Origin of the sequence: Candidatus Effluviviaceae Genus V sp. (assembly GCA_014728125.1) — a bacterium.
In the GTDB taxonomy this organism is placed as follows: domain Bacteria; phylum Joyebacterota; class Joyebacteria; order Joyebacterales; family Joyebacteraceae; genus WJMD01.
The window spans coordinates 1-3428 of sequence record WJMD01000061.1 but is presented as its reverse complement, the minus strand read 5'-3'; the positions used below and the strand labels follow the sequence as shown (position 1 = coordinate 3428).

At 66.9% G+C, this 3428-nt stretch carries 2 protein-coding genes; both read right to left on the bottom strand.

Annotation, left to right across the window (positions count from 1 at the left end):
- Window positions 1-2731, bottom strand: a 2731-nt coding sequence (locus GF405_03535; GenBank protein MBD3367235.1) for a hypothetical protein, incomplete at its 3' end; no start/stop codon positions are given.
- Between the two features lie 96 nt (window positions 2732-2827).
- On the bottom strand, window positions 2828-3415 hold the full coding sequence (locus GF405_03530; GenBank protein MBD3367234.1) for a T9SS type A sorting domain-containing protein: 588 nt from the start codon (window positions 3413-3415) through the stop codon (window positions 2828-2830).
- Window positions 3416-3428: the final 13 nt, after the last annotated feature.

The window sequence follows — 3428 nt, the reverse complement described above, 5'->3', positions numbered from 1 at the left end:
TGAAGCGGTACGTGTCGGCCGCGTCCTTCAGGATGATGGTCTCGTCTCCGTTCCGGACGAGTTCCTCGAGAAGCGGCACCGCTGCGATCCTCTCCGGCGGGATCATGTTCCGCTCCATGAAGCCGGGAAGCTGCTTCTCGGGATAGAGCAGAAAGCTCGACTGCTCGGCCTTGTAGAGGTCGCTGTCGAAGAGCCGTTCGAGGATCGCGACGGACTCGTCCGCCGTCAGGAGCCCCGAACTCAGTACCGCGACCTGCCCCTCGAGCATCTCGTCGAGAGGCTCGAGAGTGGCCTCAGTTCCGTCGGCCGAGACATCGAGCAGAACGTAGGCGTTGTAGAGTCCGTCCTCCCGCCGGTTCCACCGGATGCTCGCGTCGATCACCTCGAGCGCCGCCCAGCAGAGCCTCCGTACCTCCTCCGCGGCAACATCCGTCCGCCCCTCGGGTCCGTCTCCGTAGACCGACTCGCGATATCTCGAGAACGCCGTGCCGAGCTCGTCCATGACGCGCTTCCGCGCCGCCCCGGCCTCGTCATCGGTACGGGCGACCCTCCCGCCCGCCTCCCGCTCGATGATCTCGTTCACACTGCGGAGCCAGTGCGCGACCTGCCCGCTGAAGCGTACCGTGCCGCCGACGCCGGTGAGCAGCTCGTCGAGGAAGGCGACATAGCGTCTGAGGTAGCACAGGGTGACGACCGAGACGCCGTTCCCCACCAGCGCGTTGTTGGCGTCGTTCCACTCCGGCCGCTGCGTGTTCAGCCAGATCCCGCCGCCGGGAACCAGGTTCGAGAGCTTCGAGAGCATCGGAACGACGAGCTTCTCAAGCAGCGACACGTGGAGCACGTGCCCCCTCGGGTCGCGCACGAGCTTTCCGTCCGTCCCGATGGCGCGGACGCGGTCGTGGATCGCCTCGTCGAGCCCGCCGTCATAGTGGATCGTCTCACACGGGTCCTCGAGAATCTCCTCGTAAGGCCGCAACCGGTAGGGAACCTCCACGTAGCTGAAGATCTCTCGCCCGAGCAGGTCCTCAAGTTTTCCCGGATGGGTGTTCCGATGGGCCTCGAGGAGTTTCAGAAGATAGATGATCTGATGGTCGCCCCAGTAGCCGATGTGGCTCCAGGGGTTGTCCTCCTCGGGCACCTCCCACTCGACGCCCTCCCGCGTGATGCGGTACGGGTTGAACCCGTCGACCGTCGAGGCGTTGACGAACTTCGCGATGACACTCGGCAGAAACGCCGGGAACGAGGTGCAGAGCGCCTCCCAGTTCTGGAAGATGTCCCGCCAGTTCCCCTCGTACCGAAGAGCACGGCTGCCGTCGCTGTTCCGGACGTGGATCGAGAAGCGGTTCCACGGCCTGCTCGGGTCCCCGTGGCGTCGGCCGAAGTGGATCGGCAGGTACTCGAAGCAGAGGCGTTCCAGGTCGGCGTCGCCGGTCTCGTGCGCCCTCGACAGAAGCTCCTCGACGTCCACCTTCTCCGGCAGCGTCTCGAGGAACGCCGCGGCACGCTCGCGGACCGCGCGGTTCCTCGTCGCGAGGAAGGTCGCGAGATCGTCGACCGGCACGAGCGTGTTCTCAGCGAACACGCCGCCGCGCATTATGTTGAAGAGCACGTTCGCCAGATGGTGCGCCGTCGCCTCGCGGTGGCCGGTGGCCTGGACACCGTCGGCGCTCGCTACGCTCCGGAGGAGGTTCGTTCCCGCCGCTTTGAGGCTGGCCTCGATGTCGCCGCCGAGACCGTTTCTCTCGGACAGACGCGCCCGCAGTCGCGAAACGTCGCGTTGGTCCCGTCCGGCATCCAGCACGATGTGCCAGCTGACCGAACGCCCGGAGTCAAGTTCGACGCCCGACGTCACCAGGTAGTTCCCGCGCACGCCGTTCCGACGGGAGTCCGCCGGGGGGTTCGTCCCCGCGCGGAAGGGCTCGATCGCCCGGGCGTCCAGATGGACCGACGGCGATACCAGTCCGTGACACCACGCGGTGTTCGCGCGGAGCACCTCGATGGCCTCCGGCCGATCGATGATGCCGGCGGTCAGAGAGAAGGTCGTGAGGTTGGTCGCCGGGTCGTTCTCCGTCCGCTTGTAGGCGTCGACGAGGTTGCTTGTGCGCTGCTGAAGCTCCTGCGAAACACCCCACGGAAGGACGTTCCTGACGCCGTCCAGAAGAACGATGCGGACGGGGAGCGCCATCATGTTCTCGATGGTCGCCGTCCGCACCCATCCGAACTCGTCGCTCGCCGCCCACCTGTAGCGGAACGCCAGGCCGAGCGCGTGGTTGACCTCCTCGAAGACGACCCGGTCGCCGAGCGGCGTCTTGTAGAGGTTCCGCTCGATGCCGTTCCGTTCGCGGTGCGGCTCGAAGAACGGCTGCCACAGCACCGGGTCGCTCCCATCCCGCCTGACGCGCAGGAGCGTGACCGGTCCCGTGTGGTGATGAGAGTCGTGAAGCTTGTCGACGGTCTGATAGGGGAAGATGCTGTGGTCCGAGTCGACCCGGCCGGCCGTCAGGCCGCCGCCGGAGGCGACGAACATCCAGAGGTCGGTGTCGCTCGCGATGGTCATGAGGAACGGCGCCATGCGGTCGAAGCCGGCGATGCGGTAGTACTCCTGCCCCTCGAGTCGTACCAGCCGCCCCACCGGCCCGTCGGTATCGGCGGCCGTGTCGACGGCGGCGCCACGGCCGCCTGCAGACCCGGGATGGAAGCGAATGAGATACCGTCTGAACCGTTCCGTCATGCGTTCTGTCCCCTGAGAAGCGCTGCGCCCAGTGCGAGCCGGGCGCAGCGCGGTGTTACTGTCGTGCGTCGCGACGTGTTCGCGACAGCGCCGGCGCTACTTGAGGAGGATCATGCTCCTCGTCGACTCGCCCGCCGGCGTCCTCAGCTGGTACCAGTAGGTGCCGGAGGCCGCCATCGTCCCGTCGCTTGTCCGCCCGTTCCACTCGATGGTGTGAGGACCGGCGTCAAGCTCGCCGTCGTGGAGCGTCGCGACCCGCTGGCCGGCGACGTTGTAGACGACGACCCGCACCTCTCCCCTCGTCGGGAGATCGAAGGCGATGGGCGTTCTCGGGTTGAACGGGTTCGGCACGTTCTGGTGTAGCGTCGGCCGACCCACGGTGCCTTCGGGCACCCCGGCCCAGTCGAGCTCCGTGAGCGTCAGATCATCGAGCCACGCCGCGCCGCCCTCGAGCACATCGGGGTCCTGCACGAAGAGCATGTAGGCCGCGACGGAGTCGGTCCCGGCGGGCGCCTCCGCGACGACCGAGTCGTATGTCCAGGTCCCGAGCTCGACCGTCGGGCCGCTCAGGATGACCTTCTCGGATGTCCCGACGATGGCGCCGCCGGAGTCCTTGAATGTCAGGTTCGCGACGACGACGTTGGAGTTATCGGGCTTGATGGGCGACTCGACGCAGGTCGTCATCACGTTCGCTCCG

What these genes read in the sequence shown, in the direction of transcription:
- GF405_03530 (MBD3367234.1), bottom strand. Translation starts at nt 3,415, where the DNA reads ATGACGACCTGCGTCGAGTCGCCCATCAAGCCCGATAACTCCAACGTC.